16 protein-coding genes and 2 pseudogenes are annotated in these 18,306 nt (G+C 72.5%); 6 read left to right on the forward strand and 12 right to left on the reverse strand.

The window, feature by feature from the left end; genetic code table 11:
- The first annotated feature begins 64 nt into the window (after positions 1–64).
- A complete protein-coding gene (locus HNR57_RS22165) occupies positions 65–667 on the forward strand; it encodes a hypothetical protein (protein WP_184562003.1) in 603 nt (200 codons plus the stop codon).
- 76 nt (positions 668–743) lie between these two features.
- Positions 744–1,493, forward strand: a complete 750-nt coding sequence (locus HNR57_RS22170; RefSeq protein ID WP_184562228.1) for a 3-keto-5-aminohexanoate cleavage protein — start codon at positions 744–746, stop codon at positions 1,491–1,493.
- Between the two features lie 67 nt (positions 1,494–1,560).
- Here HNR57_RS22170 and soxR read toward each other — a convergent pair whose 3' ends face one another.
- Entirely contained in the window at positions 1,561–2,028 is a 468-nt protein-coding gene (gene soxR / locus HNR57_RS22175) for a redox-sensitive transcriptional activator SoxR (RefSeq protein ID WP_184562005.1), read from the reverse strand.
- 109 nt (positions 2,029–2,137) lie between these two features.
- Here soxR and HNR57_RS22180 point away from each other — a divergent pair, with 109 nt between their 5' ends.
- Entirely contained in the window at positions 2,138–2,599 is a 462-nt protein-coding gene (locus HNR57_RS22180; RefSeq protein WP_033311842.1) for a MaoC family dehydratase, read from the forward strand.
- Here the strand turns inward: HNR57_RS22180 and HNR57_RS22185 are convergent.
- The 3 genes from HNR57_RS22185 to HNR57_RS22195 form a co-directional block, all read right to left on the reverse strand.
- A complete protein-coding gene (locus HNR57_RS22185; protein WP_184562007.1) occupies positions 2,590–3,255 on the reverse strand; it encodes a TetR/AcrR family transcriptional regulator in 666 nt (221 codons plus the stop codon). The genes HNR57_RS22180 and HNR57_RS22185 overlap by 10 nt on opposite strands.
- Before the next feature lie 87 nt (positions 3,256–3,342).
- On the reverse strand, positions 3,343–3,588 hold the full coding sequence (locus HNR57_RS22190) for a YiaA/YiaB family inner membrane protein (protein WP_062925953.1): 246 nt from the start codon (positions 3,586–3,588) through the stop codon (positions 3,343–3,345).
- Positions 3,589–3,648: 60 nt separating this feature from the next.
- The gene (locus HNR57_RS22195) at positions 3,649–4,800 is read right to left on the reverse strand and encodes an acyl-CoA dehydrogenase family protein (RefSeq protein ID WP_184562009.1); all 1,152 of its coding nucleotides are present in this window, start codon (positions 4,798–4,800) and stop codon (positions 3,649–3,651) included.
- 75 nt (positions 4,801–4,875) lie between these two features.
- On the opposite strand from HNR57_RS22195, the gene HNR57_RS22200 reads away from it, so the two are divergent.
- The 3 genes and pseudogenes from HNR57_RS22200 (at position 4,876) to HNR57_RS22210 (ending at position 7,302) form a co-directional block, all read left to right on the forward strand.
- Positions 4,876–5,517, forward strand: a complete 642-nt coding sequence (locus tag HNR57_RS22200; RefSeq protein WP_184562011.1) for a TetR/AcrR family transcriptional regulator — start codon at positions 4,876–4,878, stop codon at positions 5,515–5,517.
- A gap of 46 nt (positions 5,518–5,563) precedes the next feature.
- Positions 5,564–6,274, forward strand: a complete 711-nt coding sequence (locus HNR57_RS22205) for an ArsR/SmtB family transcription factor (RefSeq protein WP_184562013.1) — start codon at positions 5,564–5,566, stop codon at positions 6,272–6,274.
- A gap of 60 nt (positions 6,275–6,334) precedes the next feature.
- A pseudogene (locus HNR57_RS22210) lies at positions 6,335–7,302 on the forward strand (DMT family transporter).
- Here HNR57_RS22210 and HNR57_RS22215 read toward each other — a convergent pair.
- The 8 genes and pseudogenes from HNR57_RS22215 to HNR57_RS22245 form a co-directional block, all read right to left on the reverse strand.
- Complete coding sequence (locus HNR57_RS22215; RefSeq protein WP_184562015.1) at positions 7,291–8,652, reverse strand: MFS transporter; 1,362 nt, start codon at positions 8,650–8,652, stop codon at positions 7,291–7,293. The pseudogene HNR57_RS22210 and the gene HNR57_RS22215 sit on opposite strands and share 12 nt — an antisense overlap.
- Before the next feature lie 193 nt (positions 8,653–8,845).
- Positions 8,846–9,928, reverse strand: a complete 1,083-nt coding sequence (locus HNR57_RS22220; protein WP_184562017.1) for a Zn-dependent alcohol dehydrogenase — start codon at positions 9,926–9,928, stop codon at positions 8,846–8,848.
- A 20-nt stretch (positions 9,929–9,948) separates the two neighbouring features.
- Positions 9,949–11,337 carry an aldehyde dehydrogenase family protein gene (locus tag HNR57_RS22225; protein ID WP_184562019.1) on the reverse strand — a complete coding sequence of 463 codons (1,389 nt, stop codon included), beginning with the start codon at positions 11,335–11,337 and terminating at the stop codon, positions 9,949–9,951.
- Between the two features lie 121 nt (positions 11,338–11,458).
- Positions 11,459–12,796 (reverse strand): ABC transporter ATP-binding protein, encoded by a 1,338-nt coding sequence (locus HNR57_RS22230; protein ID WP_184562021.1) that lies wholly within the window; start codon positions 12,794–12,796, stop codon positions 11,459–11,461.
- A 170-nt stretch (positions 12,797–12,966) separates the two neighbouring features.
- Positions 12,967–13,071 (reverse strand): annotated as a pseudogene (locus HNR57_RS41130) (class F sortase); the annotation flags it as partial.
- Between the two features lie 37 nt (positions 13,072–13,108).
- Positions 13,109–14,398, reverse strand: coding sequence for an MFS transporter (locus HNR57_RS22235; protein ID WP_184562023.1), 1,290 nt, complete (start codon positions 14,396–14,398; stop codon positions 13,109–13,111).
- A 23-nt stretch (positions 14,399–14,421) separates the two neighbouring features.
- Entirely contained in the window at positions 14,422–15,861 is a 1,440-nt protein-coding gene (locus tag HNR57_RS22240; protein WP_184562025.1) for a CitMHS family transporter, read from the reverse strand.
- A gap of 135 nt (positions 15,862–15,996) precedes the next feature.
- Complete coding sequence (locus HNR57_RS22245) at positions 15,997–18,264, reverse strand: molybdopterin oxidoreductase family protein (RefSeq protein ID WP_184562027.1); 2,268 nt, start codon at positions 18,262–18,264, stop codon at positions 15,997–15,999.
- Positions 18,265–18,306: the final 42 nt, after the last annotated feature.

An 18,306-nucleotide genomic window follows, 5' to 3' on the forward strand; every position in this document is an offset into this window, starting at 1 on the left:
ACGTCCGTTCGACGACGCCGAAGTGACCGGATTACAGGTGCAGGTGTGACGGAGGTGCAGGACGATGGCCGGTTTCCGGAGTCTGGCGAGACAGGTCCGCGATCCGCGGTGCGATCTGGCCTTGCGGCGCTATTCGCTGCGTAAGTGCCTTGAGAGGTTCGCTCCTTACGGACACAGGGCGACCTGGGACCATCTGTGCTCCCGGGCAGGGTTCGGTCCCGAGGACCGCTCCCCCGATCCGGTGCGGCTCGTGGCCGCACTGGACGAACTGGAGGAGGCGCGGGCGGTCTGGCTGGCCTATGAGGTCGAGTTCGCCGAGCGCCGCAGGAAGGAGAAGCACGACGGGCTGCGCAGGCCGGGCAGTGTGGACGACTGGCACCGGCTGACCTGGGGCGGTTTCGGCGTGGCGTGGTGCGACGATCCGGCGGTCCATCCCCGTGAACCGCTGGCCGAGGTGCTGCGCCGGCTGATCGCCGCGCTGGAGCGCGAGCCGGGCTCGGCCTGCCCGGTGTGCGGCGGGGAGCAGCTCATGTGGAGGTACGACCTGGACCACGAACCCTCGTCGGGTCCGGTCTGCACGGACTGCGGAATCCTGGTGCCGCGTCCCGTGCTCACGCCCGAGTCCCTGGCGTATGCCCGGCGGGCGAGGCTGCTGGTGTCGGCTTGACGGATGCGGGTGCGCGGGGGGTGCGCCGGGGATGCCGCACCCCCGACTGTCGGTGGTGACCGGCACCATCGACGCCATGATGCAGGTGTGCCTGAACGGTTCGCGGACGGCCGCCGACGGTGTGGCCGTGCCGCTGACACCCGAGTCGATGGCCGACTCGGCCGCCGGGGCCGTGGCCGCCGGGGCGAGGGACGTGCACGTCCACCCCAAGACGCCGTGCGGGCGGGACACCTTGTCGCCGCGGGTGCTCGCGGAGACGCTGTCGGCGATCCGGGCGCGGGTGCCGGTGCCCGTCGGCGTGACCACGGGCGCCTGGGCCGAGCCCGGCCCCGCCGCCCGGCTGGAGCGGATACGCGCGTGGACGGTGCTGCCCGACCACGCCTCGGTCAACTGGCACGAGCCGGGGGCGGAGGAGACGGCCGCGCTGCTCATGGAGCGCGGCGTGGGCGTGGAGGCCGGTATCTGGTCCGGGACGGACGGCGCGGAGCGGTTCGCCGCCTCGCCGCTCGGGCCGAAGGTGCTGCGGGTGCTGGCGGAGGTGACGGACACGGACCCGCAGGGCGCAGTCTCCTGCGCGCACGCGCTGCTGTCCGGCATGGGGACCGCCCACGGACGCCCGGTCCTGCTGCACGGCGAGGACGGGGGCGCCTGGCCGGTGCTGCGGCTCGCGGGCCGGCTGGGCCTCGCCACCCGGGTCGGCCTTGAGGACGTTCTGGTGCTGCCGGGCGGGGAGCGGGCGGGATCCAACGGGGAACTGGTCGCGGCCGGGCTGGCGGAGTACGCGGCGAGCCGGGCAGGAACCGAGGCGTGCCGGCCCGGCACATGAGCACGGTCTCCATGACGCCTCCGGGCCCGCCTGCGGCCCGACGGAGTACGGGGGAGCCGGGCAGCGGCTACCCGCGACCACCCCGGTCCACCATCAGGCGGGAACCCGTGAGGCGTTCGCCGAAGACGTCGTCCGGGTTGGACAGGACGCAGTTGTCCAGGGACAGGCAGCCGCAGCCGATGCAGTCGGCGAGGTGATCCCGGAGGCGGTTCAACTGCTTGATGCGTTCTTCCAGTTCGGTGCGCCAGACCTCGGAGAGGTGCGCCCAGTCCTCGCGGGTGGGCGTGCGCTCCTCGGGGAGTTCCGCGAGTGCGTCGCGGATCGTCGCCAGGGGGATGCCGACCCGCTGCGCGGCCCGGATGAAGGCGACCCGGCGGAGTGTGTCGCGGGAGTAGCGGCGCTGGTTGCCCGCGGTCCGGCGACTGCTGATCAGGCCCTTGGACTCGTAGAAGTGCAGGGCGGAAACGGCGGCGCCGCTGCGCGCCGCGAGCTGGCCGACCGTGAGCTCATGGATCTTCTCTGGGATCTGGGGCACCCCTCGAACCCTACCGAGTCCGTTGACACGGCCCGCACGGCCGACCATGCTAAGCAGTCGCTTAGACATTGAGCGCGCAGACCCCCTGCACACGAGAGGCCTGGAAGACATGGCAGAGCCGAGGATCTTCACGTCCGTCGACGACCTGAAGTCGGCGGTGGGCGAGCAACTGGGGTACACCGACTGGCTCGACATCGACCAGAAGCGGATCGACCTCTTCGCGGAGGCCACCGGTGACCACCAGTGGATCCACGTCGACCCGGAGAAGGCCGCCGCCGGCCCCTTCGGCACCACCATCGCGCACGGCTACCTGACCCTGTCGCTGCTGCCCCTCTTCGGGCCGCAGCTCATCGCCGTGGAGGGCGTGAAGATGGGCGTCAACTACGGCACGAACAAGGTGCGTTTCCCCGCCCCGGTCCCCGTCGGCTCCCGGCTGCGCGCCACCGCGGCGATCAGTGCCGTCGAGGAGGTGCCGGGCGGCGTCCAGGTGGCCGTCGCCTTCAGCGTGGAGCGCGAGGGCGGTGACAAGCCGGTCTGCGTCGCCGAGTCCGTGGCGCGCTACTACCTCTGAGCCGGGGGCTCCCCGGCCTCAGCCGCCGCCGGGCCCTGGGCCCCGACCATGCGCAGCACGAGGTCGGCGTACAGCTCGCCGACCTGCTCCGGCGTCCGGGGCCCGTCGACGTTGAACCACCGTGCCACGTCGATGCAGAGCGACAGCACGGCCAGCGTCGTGCCGTGCACGTCGACGACCTCGAACTCGCCCGAGCGCGCGCCCTCCTCGATGATCCCGCGCACCTCGCCGTCGACCTGGCGGCGCAGCGCGAGGATCTCGGCGCGGGCGTCGGGCCCGAGCGATTCGAGTTCGTACTGCACGACCCGCGCGGTGGTACGCCCGCCCGCGTGCCAGCGGACGAAGGAGCTCACCGCGTCGGCGAGCCGCTCGGTGGCGCTGCCCTCGCGACGGGACGCCGTCCGCAGGATCTCCAGGGCCTTCTCGTGCCCGATCCTGCTGATGCGGTGCAGCAGCTCTTCCTTGGTCTTGTAGTGGATGTAGAGCGCGGCCGGGCTCATTCCGGCGCGGCCCGCGATGTCGCGGGTCGTCGTGGCGTGGTAGCCGCGCTCGGCGAAGGCCTCCACCGCGGCGATCAGCAGCCGCCGCGCCGCGTCGGGCGTGACCTCGCCCCACGCCTGCGCCTCGCCGCCGGCCGTCTCCTCCGCCGTACTCATCGCTCGCCCCTCTCCACTGTCAGGAGGAACACCATACCGCCGAAGGTGAGCGAGCGCTTAGTGCGGCCGCTCAGGGCTTCCCGGGGCTCAGCGCTTCTCGAAGGGGGCGTAGGAGGGGGCAGCGCCGTCCTGCCGGTCCCGGATCACCTTGGCCAGGGTGAAGGAGGACGTGACCAGGTAGAGGACGGCGATGGCCAGGAAGGCCCGCACCCAGGCGTCGGCGCTCAGCTGGTAGATGCCGATCGCGGTGGCCGCCATGGCGACGGCGAAGGAGGCGACGGCCTGGCCGTAGAAGGCGGCCGTGTTCTGCTGCTTGCCCGGTGTGTCACTCATGGGAGAAAGCATCGGCTGACGTGGCCCGCGCCACATCCGCCGAAGTACTCAGACGCGTACTCAGAAGGCCGAAACCCCCGTCAGCGCCCGGCCGATGACCAGCTTCTGGATCTGGCTCGTGCCCTCGTAGAGGGTCATGACGCGGGCGTCCCGCAGCAGCTTGCCCGCCGGGTACTCGTCGATGTAGCCGTAGCCGCCGAAGACCTGGAGCGCGTTGTTGGCGGCGCGGACGGCGGCCTCCGAGGCGAAGAGCTTGGCCTTGGACGACTCGACGGCGAACGGCTGCCCCCGGTCGACCAGGTCGGCGACCCGCCAGGTCAGCAGGCGGGCGGCGTCGACGTCCAGGGCGATGTCGCTGAGCAGCTCCTGCACCAGCTGGTGGTGGGCGATGGTCCTGCCGAACTGTTCGCGCTCCCCCGCGTAGCGCACGGCCGCGTCCAGGGCGGCCTGGGCGATGCCGACACAGCCCGCGGCGACCGACATCCGGCCCTTGGCGAGAGCCGACATGGCGATGGAGAAGCCCTTGCCCTCCTCCCCGAGCAGCGCGGAGGCCGGTACGCGCACGCCCTCCAGGACGAGTTCGGCGGTGGCCTGGCCGCGCAGCCCGAGCTTGCCGTGGATGGTGCGGCGGGTCAGGCCGGGCGTGTCGGCCGGGACGAGGAAGGCGGAGACGCCCTTGTGGCCGGGGGCGTCCGTGGAGCGGGCGAAGAGCAGGACGACGTCGGCCCAGGTGCCGTTGGTGATGAAGGTCTTGGTGCCGTCGATGACATAGTCGTCGCCGTCCCGTACGGCCCGGGTCGCCAGGTTGCCCGCGTCCGAGCCCGTGCCCGGCTCGGTCAGGCCGAAGCAGCCGACCGACGCGCCGGAGGTCAGCCCGGGCAGCCAGCGCCGCTTCTGCTCCTCGCTCCCCCAGGCGGCGACGGTCTTGGCGACCAGCCCGAGGGAGACGGAGACGATGCCGCGCACGGACGAGTCACCCCGGCCGAGCTCCTCCGTGACCAGGCAGTACGCGAGGTGGTCGCCGCCGGAGCCGCCGTACTCCTCGTCGATCGTCAGACCCAGGAAGCCGACCTCGCCGAGCTTCTTCACGATCGCCCGGTCGACCTCCTCCGCGCGGTCCCAGGCGACGACGTGCGGGGTGATCTCTCGCTCCACGAAGTCCCGGGCGAGCCGCCGGACCGCGCTCTGCTCCTCGCTGAGCCCCAGATTCACCACAGGTCACCCCATTGAAAGCCGGACATTTAAATTAGCACTGCTAGTTTACAGCGCAGCCCTACTATGTGCGCCATGGCCCGACCGCGCAAGCCCTTGCTCAGCACCGACCGGATCGTCGAGACGGCCCGCGCGCTCGTGGACGCGGAGGGTCTGGCCGCCGTCTCGACCCGGCGGCTCGCCGCCGAACTCGGGGTCAGCGGGCCCTCGTTGTACAACCACTTCCGCACCAAGGACGAGATCCTGGAGGCGGTCGCCGACTCGGTGAGCGGCCAGGTGGACCTGTCGATGTTCCAGGACGGCCGGGACTGGCGGACCGCGCTGCACGACTGGGCCGTCTCCTACCGGGCGGCGCTGCGCGACCACCCGAACATCGTCCCGGTGCTCGCCCGCGGCCCGGGCCGCCGCCCGGCCGGGCTGCGCCTCGCGGACGCCGTCTACGGCGCGATGGTCGCCGCGGGCTGGCCGCCCGCGCAGGCCACGTCCATCGGCGCGCTGATGCGGTACTTCGTGATGGGCTCCGCCCTCGGCTCCTTCGCCGGGGGGTTCGTGGACGACGCGAGCGCCTACGACCCCGCCGACTACCCCCATCTCCAGCAGGCCCACCTCCTCTCCGAGCAGCAGGAGAAGATCGACGAGCGCGCCTTCGAGACCGGCCTCGCGGCCCTGCTGGACGGGCTGGCGCGGCAGTACGAGCAGGTGCGGCGCCCGGCGTAGCGACGCTTCGGCGACCGCCGAAGCGTCCGTGTCCCATGCTGGGGGCATGACGACGAGGGACCCCCGGGCCACCGGCCTGGCCCGGTTCGCCGCGCTGTTCGCGGACGAGACCCGGGCCGCGTGCCTGCTGGCGCTGCTGGACGGCCGGGCCTGGACAGCGGGCGAGCTGGCACGGCACGCGGGCGTTGCCGCATCGACGCTGAGCGAGCACCTGGGCCGGCTCGTCGCGGGCGGGCTGCTCGCCGAGGAGCGGCAGGGCAGGCACCGCTACGTCCGGCTGGCCGACGCCCGGATCGCCCAGCTGGTGGAGGATCTGGCCGCCCAGGTCCCGCCGGGCCCGGCCGCCCGGCCGCGGAACCTGCGGGAGTCCAACGCCGGCTCGGCGATGGCAAGGGGCCGCACGTGTTACGACCATCTCGCCGGGCGGCTCGGCATCGCGGTCACCGACGCGCTGACGGCCCGTGGGCTGCTGCAGCAGGAGACGGGGTTCGCGCTCACCGGCGCGGGGATGGAGTGGTTCGTCTCGGCCGGTATCGCCCTCGACCGGCGCGGCCGCCGGCCGCTCGCCCGGGCCTGTCTCGACTGGACCGAACGCCGGCCCCATCTCGCGGGCGTCGCGGGCGCGGCGCTGTGCCGGCACGCCCTGGAGACGGGCTGGTGCGTGCGCATCGGCTCGGAGCGGGCCGTGAAGGTGACGGCGGCCGGCGAACGCGCCCTGCACGACCTGCTGGGGGTGGAGTCGGCGGCACTGCGGTAGCCGCGCCGTCCGAAAACCGCGAGCTTCCGGGTCCCGACCCCACCTAGCCTCTGGAGCATGATGTCGAACACCTCCCCGTCCCGTCCCGCCCGCCGGGCGGAACTGCTCGCCGCCGGTGCGGCGGCGGTCACCGTCGTGCTGTGGGCGTCCGCCTTCGTCTCGATCCGCAGCGCCGGTGACGCCTACTCACCGGGCGCGCTGGCGCTCGGGCGGCTGCTGGCCGGGGCGCTGACGCTGGGGGTGATCTGCCTGCTGCGGCGGGAGGGGGTGCCGCCGCGCTCGGCCTGGCGCGGGATCGCGATATCGGGGCTGCTGTGGTTCGGCTTCTACATGGTCGCCCTCAACTGGGGTGAGCAGCAGGTCGACGCGGGTACGGCCGCCCTGGTCGTGAACACCGGGCCGATCCTGATCGCGCTGCTCGGTGCCCGGCTGCTCGGCGACCCGATGCCGCCGCGACTGCTGGCGGGGATGGCCGTGTCGTTCGCCGGCGCCGTGACGGTGGGCCTCTCGATGTCGGGCGAGGGCGGATCGTCGGTGCTCGGGGTGGTGCTGTGCCTGCTGGCGGCGATCGCGTACGCCGGTGGTGTCGTGGCGCAGAAGCCTGCGCTGGGCTCGGCGAGCCCGTTGCAGGTGACGACGTTCGGGTGCCTGGTCGGCGCCGTGCTGTGCCTGCCGTTCGCCGGGCAGCTCGTGCGGGAGGCCGGTGACGCGCCGGCCTCCGCGACACTCAACATGCTCTACCTGGGCGTCTTCCCCACCGCCCTCGCCTTCACGACGTGGGCGTACGCCCTGTCCCGCACGACCGCGAGCCGAATGGGCGCGACGACGTACGCGGCGCCCGCCCTGGTCGTCTGATGTCGTGGCTGTTCCTTGGCGAGGTGCCGGGGCTGCTCACGCTGCTGGGCGGGGTGCTGTGCCTGGCGGGTGTGGCGGTGTCGCGGTCGAGGTCGCGGGCGGCGGCGCGGGCCGTGACTCCGGGAGCGGTTCCGGAGCCACGGCCCGAGCAGGCACGGGACTCAGCTCGCTGACCCGGCCTCCGCCTCCGGCCCGGCCTGCGCCTGTGCCGCGTGGGCCCGGTCCGCGAGGATCTTGATCGACACCAGTGCGATCACCGAGAGCACGATGATGTACCCGGACACGGCCATCGACGTGCCCGTCGCCTCCAGGAGCAGCACCATCATGAAGGGCGCGAGCCCGCCGCCCGCGACGGCCGCGATCTGGTAGCCGAGCGAGGCGCCGGTGTAGCGCATCTCGGGCGTGAACAGCTCGGCGAACAGGGCGGCCTGGGGGCCGTACATGATGCTCAGGAAGCAGCTGGCGACGAACGTGCCGACCGCGAGCCACAGCAGCGAGCCGGTGTCGATCAGCAGGAAGAGCGGAACGGCCCACAACGCGATGCCCACAGCGCCGAGGGCGTAGATCCGGATGCGGCCGACGCGGTCGGAGAGCGCGGCGGAGGCCGGGATCAGCACGAGCTGGGTGAGGCTGACGCAGAGCGAGACGGTGAGCACCGCGCTCTTCTTCATGTCCAGCTCGCGGGTCGTGTAGTCGAGGACGCCGGTGATGAGGATGTAGAAGGTGGCGGTGTTCACGGCGAAGGAGCCGCCGGCCAGGAGCACCGTGCCCAGGTGGCCACGCAGGATCGTGCGCAGCGGCGAGTTCTGCTCGGACTTCTCCTTCTCGGCGAGCGCCCGTTCGGCCTCCCGGAACGCCGGGGTCTCCTCGACGCGCGTGTGGATGTACCAGGCGAGGCCGAGGACCAGCAGGCCGACCAGGAACGGCACGCGCCAGCCCCAGGACGCGAACGCCGAGTCGGTGGTGAGGGCGCCGGCCAGCAGGAAGACGGTGTTGGCGGTGACCACGCCGATGGGGACGCCGAGCTGGACGACGCTGCCGTAGACACCGCGCTTGCCCTCCGGGGCGTACTCGGTGGCCAGGAGCATCGCGCCGCCCCACTGGGCGCCGACGGCGACGCCCTGGGCGACGCGCAGCAGCACGAGCAGGATCGGGGCGGCCACTCCGATCGTGTCGTACGTGGGGAGCAGGCCGATGCCGGTGGTGGCCACGCCCATCAGCGTGAGCGCGAGGACGAGCATCGGCTTGCGGCCGCGCTTGTCGCCGAGGTGTCCGGCGACGATGCCGCCGATGGGCCGGGCGAGGAAGCCGACGGCGAAGGTGGCGAACGAGGCGAGGACGCCTGCCGTGGTGCTGCCGGCGGGGAAGTAGAGGTCGCCGAGCACGAGGGCGGCGGCGATGCCGAAGACGAAGTAGTCGTACCACTCGACGGCCGAGGCGAGCGCCGCCGCGGTGGCCACCCGGCGGCGGCTGCCGGCGGCGGGCGTGGTCGTGGCGGGCTGAGCGGAAGGTGCCGTGTCCATGTGGTGCACGCTCCGGGGGGTGCGGGGGACGGAACGGGGGGTGGCTCGAGTTCCGGGGAACGTACTGACCGGACGGTATGGACGTCAACGGGTCGCGCACCAGCACTTTTACCTGTACTTGGCACCCACCGCGGGCCCGGGCATGCCAAAGGCCCCGGCCTCGTGGGAGGCCGGGGTACCGGACGTTTCGGGCCTAGAAGACGACCAGGGCCCGGCCGCCCTTGCCCGCCAGCATGTTCTCGAAGGCCGCCGGAATGCCGTCCAGGGAGATGTGTTCCGTCACCAGCGCGCTCAGGTCGAGGCGGCCCGCCCGGATGTGCTCGGCCAGGACGGGGAGGTCCCGGGCCGGGTCCGAGTTGCCGTAGACGCAGCCGGAGAGGGTGCGGCCCCAGTGGAAGATCTCCAGGGCGTTGAAGGTGACCTGCTGGTCCTTGCCGCCGATACCGACGACCGTGGTGCGGCCGCCGCGGCGGGTGGAGTCCCAGGCCGTGCGGATGGTGACCGCGCGGCCGGCGCACTCCACGGCGACGTCGACGCCCTGCTTGCCGGTCAGGCCGCGGATCTGGCGGGCGGTGGTGTCGGAGGCGACGACGTAGTCGGTGGCGCCGGCCGCCCTGGCCAGTTCCTCCTTCTCGGCGGACACGTCCACCGCGACGATCTTCGAGGCGCCCGCGATCCGGGCGGCCTGGAGGGCGGCCAAGCCCACTCCCCCGACGCCGAACACCGCGACCGTCTCGCCCTGCCGGACCCGGGCCGAGTGGTGGACGGCGCCGTAGCCCGTGAGGACGGCGCAGCCGAGCAGGGCCGCGTCGGTGAGCGGGACGCCGTCGGGGACGGGCAGCACGCAGGAGGCGGAGACGACCGTCTCCTCGGCGAACGCGGCGACGTTCAGGCCGGGGTGGAGGTCGGTGCCGTCGGTGGTGCGGGCGTAGACGGCGGCGGCGCCGGTGAGAGCGTCGGCGCACAGCCACACCTCGCCGAGCGAGCAGGCGTGGCAGGCGCCGCAGGAGGGGGCCCAGTTGAGGACGACCCCGTCGCCGGGTGAGACGTGGGTGACGCCCTCGCCGACGGCGACCACCGTGCCGGCGCCCTCGTGCCCGAGGACGGCCGGGACCGGCACGCGCATGGTGCCGTCGGACAGGGACAGGTCGGAGTGGCAGACCCCGGCGGCGGCGAGCCGGACCCGGACCTGGCCGGGCCCGGCGTCGGGCAGGTCGATGCCGGTGATCTCCAGCGGGGAGCCGATGGCGGGCAGGACGGCGGCGCGGACAGCCATGACGGAAGGGACTCCCCTGACTAGAACTGGAGGGACTTGGTCTGGAGGTACTCGGCCAGGCCGTGCACGCCGAGTTCGCGGCCCACACCCGACTGCTTGTAGCCGCCGAAGGGGGCGAGGGGGTTGAAGCGGCCGCCGTTGATGTCGACCTGGCCGGTCTCCATGCGACGCGCGAAGGCCACCGCCTCGGCCTCGTCGCCCGCCCAGACGGCACCGGCCAGGCCGTACACCGTGCCGTTGGCGATGCGCAGGGCGTCCTCCTCGTCCTCGTACCGCAGGATCGACAGGACCGGGCCGAAGATCTCCTCCTGCGCGATGGTCATGTCCTCGGTGACGTCGGCGAACACGGTCGGGCTGACGAAATAGCCCTGCTCGCGCGGGGCTTCGGGTCCGCCGGCGACCAGGCGGGCGCCCTCGGCGACGCCCTTCTCGATGTAGCCGCGCACCCGGTCCTGCTGCTTGGCGCTGACGACCGGGCCGATGCGGTCGCCGTACTTGGCGGCTGCGGCGGCGGCGAGCTCGACCGCCTCGTCGTACTGGTCGCGGTGGACCAGCATTCGCGTCCAGGCGCTGCACGTCTGGCCGGAGTTGGACATGACGTTGGCGACGCCGACGTTGACCGCCTTGGCCAGGTCGGCGCTCGGGAGGATGACGTTGGCGGACTTGCCTCCGAGTTCGAGGGCGACCTTCTTGATCTGCCCGGCGGCGATCGCGGCGATCTGCCGGCCGACGGCGGTGGAGCCGGTGAAGGAGACCAGGTCGACGCCGGGGTGCTCGGCGAGGGCCTGCCCCGCGACCGGGCCGAGACCGGTGACCAGGTTGAACACACCCGCCGGGAGCCCCGCCTCGTGCACGGCGCCGGCGAAGAGGCGGGCGACAAGCGGGGTGTCCTCGGCGGGCTTCACCACGACCGTGCAGCCGGCCGCGAGGGCCGGGGCGACCTTGGCGACGATCTGGTGCAGCGGGTAGTTCCAGGGCGTGATCGCGGCCACGACACCGACGGGCTCCTCGTGCACGACCGAGTTGCCGGTCTTCTCCTCGAAGGCGTACGTCGCCGCCAGCTCGGCGTAGGAGCCCGCCACCGCGATCGGCACGCCCGCGTGGACGGCCTGCGAGAACTTCAGCGGCGATCCGAGTTCGGCCGTGACGGTCTCGGCGATCTCGTCCGCGCGGGCGGTGAGCACGTCCCGCAGGGCGGCCAGGCGCGCCGCGCGCTCCGCCGGCGGGGTCGCGGCCCACTCCGGCAGGGCTGCGCGGGCGGCCCGTACGGCGTTGTCGACGTCCGCGGCGGTGCCCGCCGGGACCGTGCCGATGACCTGCTCGTCGACCGGGTTCACGACCTCGATCACGTCCTGGCCGGCGGCGGGGCGCCAGGCGCCCCCGATGTACATGCCGTCGTGTGCCTTCATCGCGCTTCCTCCGGGGCGGGGCGTCGTCGTCCGACACATAAACTAGCGACGATAGTTTTCCGGCGCCAGACACCACCGGTCATCAGAGCACGCGGACGCCCATGTCCGGCTGTGCCGCTCCTCACTCCCCCAGGTCGGGCAGGCGGTCCGGGTGCGGACAGATCCGGTCGCCGTGCTGGTCGAAGACGAAGAGGTGGGCGAGGTCCACGAGGAGCGGCACCTGCATGCCGTGGCGCAGGGCCAGGTCCGGGGTGGTGCGGACGATGAGGTCACCGGGCAGGCGGGCGTCGGCGGTCGCGGTGCTCCGTGTCTCCTCGGGGTGGTCGAGGGCGACGACGGGTCCGGCCCGCCCGGCTCCGGACCGCTCCCGCAGCCTCGTGAGGGCCGAGCCGTCGCGGCGGCGGCGCCGGGCGGGGCGGCCGGGCCGGGGGCGCGGGGCTTCCAGGTCGGGGACGACGGCGGGGCTGGAGCCGGTGTCGAAGTGGACCAGGATCTCGTGCCCCTGGAACTCCACGTGCTCGACCAGGCCGGTGATCGGCACCTCGCCGGGGCGGGCCGCGCTGTGCTTGGCGATCCTGACGGCCTCCGAGCGCAGGCCCACGATGACCTCACGTCCCTGCTGGACGCGCAGCAGCTGGTGGTCCAGGCAGAGCGGCTCGGGCAGGCGGAGGAACTGCTTGCCCAGGCTGATGGTCATCGCCCCGTCGAGCGGGGCCCGCACCAGGCCGCGCAAGAGGTTGATGCGGGGCGTGCCGATGAAGGCCGCGACGAAGACGTTGCGGGGCAGCGCGTAGACCGCGCGGGGGCTGTCGACCTGCTGGAGGACACCGCCGCGCAGCACGGCGACCCGGTCGCCGAGCGACATGGCCTCGGCCTGGTCGTGGGTGACGTAGATCGTGGTGACGCCCAGTTCCCGGGTGAGCCGGGAGATCTCGGCCCGCAGATGGGTGCGGAGTTTGGCGTCGAGGTTGGACAGCGGCTCGTCCATCAGGAAGGCGGAGGGATGGCGGGCGATGGCCCGGCCCATGGCCACGCGCTGGCGTTCGCCGCCGGAGAGCTGGCCGGGCAGGCGGTCGAGGAGGTCCTCGATGCCGAGCATGCGGGCGGTGGCGTCGACGCGGGGGCGGGGGTCCGTGCCCGGGGCCTCGATGCGCAGCGGGAAGCCGATGTTGGCGCGGCTGGTCATGTTCGGGTAGAGGGCGAAGTTCTGGAAGACCATCGCCATGTCCCGGCCGGACGGCGGCAGGTCGTTGGCGTACTCGCCGTCGAGCAGCAGCTGCCCCTCGTCGATCTCCTCCAGCCCGGCGATCATTCTGAGCACGGTCGACTTGCCGCAGCCGGACGGGCCGAGCAGCACGAGGAACTCGCCGGGCGAGACGTCCAGCGACAGCCGTTCCACCACGCGGGGGCCGCGCGGGTAGGCCTTGCTCACGTCGTGCAGGGAGATGGCGCGTGTCATGAGGTGCCCCCGAGGGGTCATCAGGGCGCTGGTGCTCCGCGGTCGGAAGCCCCGTGCGGGTCGTACGGGGCTGTGGGTCACGGAAGTTAACGGAATGTGCGCGGCCGGGGGAAGACACCGGACGAGATCGGGGAGTTTGGTCCATCTGGTGAGAAGGCGGACGGCCCGGTTCAGCGGATGCCGGTGAGATGGGCGAAGTCGACCACGTTGGCGGAGCAGCCCTTCCCGCGGTCGTGACTGCCGCCGCAGGGGATCAGACGCAGCTCGGGGCGACCCGACGCCGAGAAGGGCGCAGCACCGCCCTGCGACGCGTCAGATATCGCTCTTCCGGCGCAGCGGCACCCGGCACCGGAAGCCCCTTCGCCCCCCACGGACCTCCCCATCAGCCTCCCGCTTCGGCTCCGGTTCACCGGGCTCTTCCGGCTCCTCCTCCGGCTCCCGCCGCGACCGTACGGCGACCCCTGACGACAGCAGCAACAGCACTCCCAGCATCACGAACGGCGCCGCCACGCCCGCGACTCCGGCGATCAGCCCGGCCGCGGCGGGCGCGGCGACCTGGCCGAGCCGGTTGCCGGTCAGGCGCAGGGCCAGGGCCGTGGAGCGGGCGTCGTCGGGGGCGGCCTGGACGACCGTCGTCATGGACAGCGGCTGGCCGACCCCGAGGCAGAAGCCCAGCGCGACCAGCAGCAGTCCGAGCGCCCACACCGGCACCGGCAGGGCGATGCCCGCGCAGAGCAGGGCCGCCAGCAGACAGGTGACCGTCAGCAGCAGGGTCCGCCCGAGCAGCCGCAGCAGGGGCGTCAGCACCAGGCGGCAGGCGATCGTGGCCGCCGCGCGCAGACTGAGCAGGATGCCGATCACGGACGGGGCGATGCCCCGGTGCTCGCCGACCACCGGGAGGTAGGCGGTCAGGATGTCGGTCGCGGACAGCACGGCGAGGCTGATGAAGATGCCGGCCGGTACCCCCCGGGTGCGCAGGATGCCCCGGACGGGGACCCGGTCGCCCTTGTCCGGACGGGACGGGGACACCGTGCGGCGGTCCTCGATGCGCCACAGCGAGGTGAACGCCACCGCCGCGGTGGCGCCCGCCACGATCAGGGCGAGCGCGCTGCTGCCGGCCATGTCCTCGCCGCCGATCAGCGCGCCCGCGGCGATGGGTCCGACCAGCTGGCCGAGGGCGGCGCCGATGGTGAAGTGACCGAAGTTGCGGTCCTGTTCGTGCGGCGCGGACTGGCGGGCGACGAGGGACTGGGAGCCGATGACGAAGCACAGGTGACCGAGCCCCATCACCCCGCTCCACAGGGCCATCGTCCACAGGGAACCGGCGACTCCGCTGAGGGCGCAGCCGCCGGATATGAGGACCACGCCGACCGGCAGCAGGGGCGCGCAGCGGCCGTGGTCGGTGCGGCGGCCGAGGGGCACGGCCGCGAAGAGGGGCAACAGGGCGTACACACCGGCGATGACACCGATCGCGCGCTCGTCCGCGCCCAGCGCGAGGGCCCGGTAGGAGACGGCGGGCCGGGCCATCGACACCGCCCCCTGCGCGAAGCCGAAGGCGATGACGAGGCGGAGCAGCCAGCCGCGGTTCCCACCGGGCCTCACGATGACGTCCTCCATGGAGTGGTTCAGATGATCCCGAACAGCATGCCCGCGCCGAGGATGACCAGGCAGGTGAGGGCGGCCCACTTCACGACGAACCTGGTGTGGTCGCCGAACTCGACCTTGGCCATGCCGACCAGGACGTAGACGGCCGGGACGAGCGGGCTGGACATGTGCAGCGGCTGGCCGACCAGGGAGGCGCGGGCCATCTCCAGCGGGCTGACCCCGTGGGCGGCTCCCGCCTCGGCGAGGACGGGCAGGACACCGAAGTAGAAGCCGTCGTTCGACATGAAGTAGGTGAGCGGCAGGCTCAGCAGGCCGGTGACGAGCGCCATGTGCGGGCCCATGCTGCCGGGGATGACGTCCACCATCCACTTGGCCATCTGGTCCACCATGCCGGTGCCCTGGAGGACGCCGGTGAAGACGGCGGCGGCGAAGACCATGCCGGAGACGTTCAGGACATTGTCGGCGTGGGCGGCCAGACGGGCCTTCTGGTCCGGGATGTTCGGGAAGTTCACGGAGAGGACGAGCGCGGCACCGATCAGGAACAGCACCGGGATCGGCAGCCACTCCATGATCATGGCGGTGAGCAGGCCGACCGTGAGCAGCGCGTTGAACCAGTAGAGCTTGGGGCGCAGGGTGGGCCGGTTCGGGTCGAGACCCTGGAAGCCGTCGTCGGTGGAGGCCCCGGAGCCGGCGGTGTCCTCGGGGGCGTCCGTGCCGGAGCCGGAGCCGCCCGGGGCGGCCTTGCGCATCGAGACCTTGCCTTCGCCGGAACCGCCGGAACCGCCGGAGCCGACGAGGACCGTCTCGGTCTCCTGCTCCTCCTCCAGCACCTCGTCCAGGGTCAGCACGCCCAGCCGCCGGCGCTCGCGCACACCCAGCACGTAGGACAGGACGAAGACGAAGAGCAGACCGACCAGGAGCGCGGGGATCATCGGGACGAAGATGTCGCTCGCGTCCAGCTTCAGCGCGGTCGCGGCGCGGGCCGTCGGGCCGCCCCACGGGAGGGTGTTCATCACGCCGTTGGCCATGGCGGCGACACCGGTCATCACGACCAGGCTCATCTTCAGGCGCTTGTACAGCGGGTACATCGCCGAGACGGTGATCATGAAGGTGGTCGAGCCGTCGCCGTCCAGCGACACGATCGCGGCGAGCAGGGCGGTGCCCACGACGATCCGCATCGGGTCGGCTTTGCAGAATTTGAGAATGCCGCGGACGATCGGGTCGAAGAGACCGACATCGATCATCACGCCGAAGTAGACGATCGCGAACATGAGCATCGCCGCGGTGGGGGCGAGGTCGGTCACGCCGTCGAGGACGTAGTCGCCGAGCTTGGCGCCCTTACCGACGAACACGCAGAACAGCGCGGGAATCAGTACGAGCGCCGCGATCGGCGACATCTTCTTCATCATGATCAGGACCAGGAAGGTCGCGATCATGGCGAAGCCGAGGATGGTCAGCATGAGTTGATACCTAACGTTCGCCCTTGAACATCCCACCAGGGCCGGCGGTGTCCGAGACGTTAGGTGCGTTCAAGCAGCGTTAACAAGACGTTGACGTGCGAGCAATAAGCGCAAAACTGCTGGTCACAGCTTTGCTCAGGTCAGGGCGGTGAGCTTTTCGGTCACGGAGGACGCTTCCGGGCCCGTCGCGGGGGCCACCTCGACCGGCACTCCGTTGAGGACCGCGTTGCCGGACAGCGGGTCGAGCAGACGGCCGTCGAGGAGCTGGTTGACGTTGACGCCGGGGTCCGCGGAGGCGTGGCTGAGGCGGGTGCCGGGGCGGTTGTGGCCCCAGCCGTGCGGCAGGCTCACCACGCCCCGGCGGATCGCGTCGGTGACCTCCGCGGGTGCGGTGACCTCTCCCCCGGCGCCCTTGACGCGCACGGCGGCCCCGTCCTCGACGCCCAGCCGTTCGGCGTCCTCGGGGTGGATGTGCAGGGTGCAGCGGTTGGAGCCGCCGGTGAGGGCGGGCACGTTGTGCATCCAGCTGTTGTTGGAGCGCAGATGACGGCGGCCGACCAGGACGAGTCCCTCGGGGCGTTCGGCCAGGGCCGCGCGCAGGCGGGGCAGGTCGTCCGCGATCGGGCCGGGCAGCAGCTCGACCTGGCCGCTGCGGGTCTTCAGGGGCTGCGGCAGGCGGGGTTCGAGCGGGCCGAGGTCGATGCCGTGCGGGTGTGCGAGCAGCTTGTCCAGGCTGAGGCCGTCCGGCCGTACGCCGAAGCCGTCGCCGTAGGGGCCGAGGCGCAGCATCATGTCGAGCCGCCGCTCGGGGCCGGTGTCGCCGGTGAGCCGGCCGGCGAGCTCGCGCGGATCGCCGCCGTGGACAGGAGAGTGGGGTTCCTTGACCGCCTTGCCGAGGGTCTGGTCGATGACCATCTGGTCGACGGCCGCCGGATCGGCCCCGTGCATGCCGGTGACGGCCAGGATCAGCCGCGCCAGGATCTCCGTCTCCGCCATGCGGCCCGGCTCCAGCGGGACGGCCGGGCGGGTGTAGCGGACCTGGTTGCGTACGGCGAGGGTGTTGAAGGCGAAGTCGTGGTGCGGGCTCTGGGAGGGCGGGGGCGGGGGCAGGACCACGTCGGCGTGGCGCGAGGTCTCGTTGAGATACGGGTCGACGCTGACCATGAAGTCGAGCGAGTCGAGCGCCTTGTCGAGCCGGTCGCCGTCGGGCGCGGACAGCACGGGGTTGGCGGCGACGGCGATCAGCGCGCGCACCGGTTCGCCCTCCTCGGTGGCGGTGTCGATCTCCTCCGCGAGGGCGGACAGGGGCAGTTCGCCCTTCGCCTCGGGGTGCCGGCTCACCCGGGAGTGCCAGCGTCCGAGGGCGAAGCCCCGGCCCGGTCCGGCGGGACGCGGGGTCTTGTCGGTGGCGGCCTGCGGGAAGAGCGCGCCGCCGGGCCGGTCGAGGTTGCCGGTGAGGATGTTGAGGACGTCGACGAGCCAGCTGGCCAGGGTGCCGTGCGGGACGGTGCAGCTGCCGATCCGGCCGTAGACGGCGGCGGCCGGGGCGGCGGCCAGGCCGCGGGCGAGGTCCCGGATGACACCGGCCTCGACGTCGCAGGCCCCGGCGACCGCTTCCGGGGTGAACTCCCGCAGGGCCGCGGCCAGTTCCTCGACGCCCTGGACGTGCGGGGCGGGCGCCGTCAGCCCCTCCTCGAAGAGCACCTGAGCCATCGCCGCCAGCAGCAGCGCGTCGGTGCCGGGCCGGACGGCGATGTGCTGGTCGGCGAGCTTGGCGGTGCGGGTGCGCCGCGGATCGATCACGACGAGGGTGCCGCCGCGGGCCTTGAGGGCCTTCAGTTTGCCGGGGAAGTCGGGGGCGGTGCACAGACTGCCGTTGGACTCCAGCGGGTTGGCGCCGATCAGGAGCAGATGGCCGGTGCGGTCGAGGTCGGGCACGGGAATGGCGTTGGCGTCGCCGAAGAGGAGGCCGCTGGAGACGTGCTTGGGCATCTGGTCGACCGTGGAGGCGGTGAAGACGCTGCGGGTGCCGAGCCCGGCGAGCAGGACGGGCGGGTAGAGGGCGCCGGCCATGGTGTGCACGTTGGGGTTGCCGAGGACGACGCCGACGGAGTTCGGGCCGTGGCGCTCCACGACGGGCCGGATGCCGGCGGCGACCGCGTCGAAGGCCTCCTCCCAGGTGGCCTCGCGCAGCTCGCCGTCCCGCCGCACGAGCGGCGTGCGCAGCCGGTCGGGGTCGGAGTCGACGGCCCCGAAGGAGGCACCCTTGGGGCAGATGAACCCCTGGCTGAACACGTCGTCGCGGTCACCTCGGGCGTGGGTGACGCGCGTTCCCTCGATGGTGAGGGTCAGGCCGCAGGTGGCCTCGCACAGGGGACAGATACGCAGGGCGGTGCGGGACACGGGTCCTCCCGGGACGGCGGCTACGGTGACGCGCTGACGCGC

Origin of the sequence: Streptomyces paradoxus (assembly GCF_014202475.1) — a bacterium.
GTDB lineage: Bacteria > Actinomycetota > Actinomycetes > Streptomycetales > Streptomycetaceae > Streptomyces > Streptomyces paradoxus.